This is a genomic window from Methylosoma difficile, from assembly GCF_054657615.1.
The window spans coordinates 1-485 of record NZ_BAAHYJ010000017.1; the positions used below are offsets into that span (position 1 = coordinate 1).

A 485-nucleotide genomic window follows, 5' to 3' on the forward strand; every position below is an offset into this window, starting at 1 on the left:
CGGGTAATGCTGCTGACGGCGGTGCTGGCAACGTTGCTGAACTTGACCACGTCGACGCTGGCATCAGTGTGGTAGTTGTTGAGGGTGTCCATGCCGTCGCCCAGTGCGAACACATAGGTGTCCGCACCTTCGCCGCCTTCAAGATAATCACTGCCGGTGCCGCCGTTCAGGGTGTCGTTGCCATCGCCACCGTACAGGCCACCGTTTTGTTCGATGTAATAGCTGTTGGCATCGTAACCGTAGAAATAAGTGTCGTCGCCATTGCCGCCATTGAGAGTGTCGTCGCCCGCATCGCCGCTGATGTAGTCGATGCCATCGCCGCCATTAAGGGTGTCGTTGCCATCACCGCCATAGAGGCCGCCGCTAGATGAGATGCCCGTATAGCCGTCGTAGACATAGGCATCATTGCCGCCATCACCGTTCAGCACGTCCGCGCCTGCGTTGCCGTATAAGTAATCCGCACCGTCGCCACCGTAAAGGATGTC

1 protein-coding gene is annotated in these 485 nt (G+C 58.1%); it reads right to left on the reverse strand.

What is annotated here, in order from left to right; all coding sequences use genetic code 11:
• The coding region (locus ACYQ1O_RS16890; protein ID WP_459993442.1) for a calcium-binding protein at positions 1–485 on the reverse strand (485 nt) is incomplete at both ends.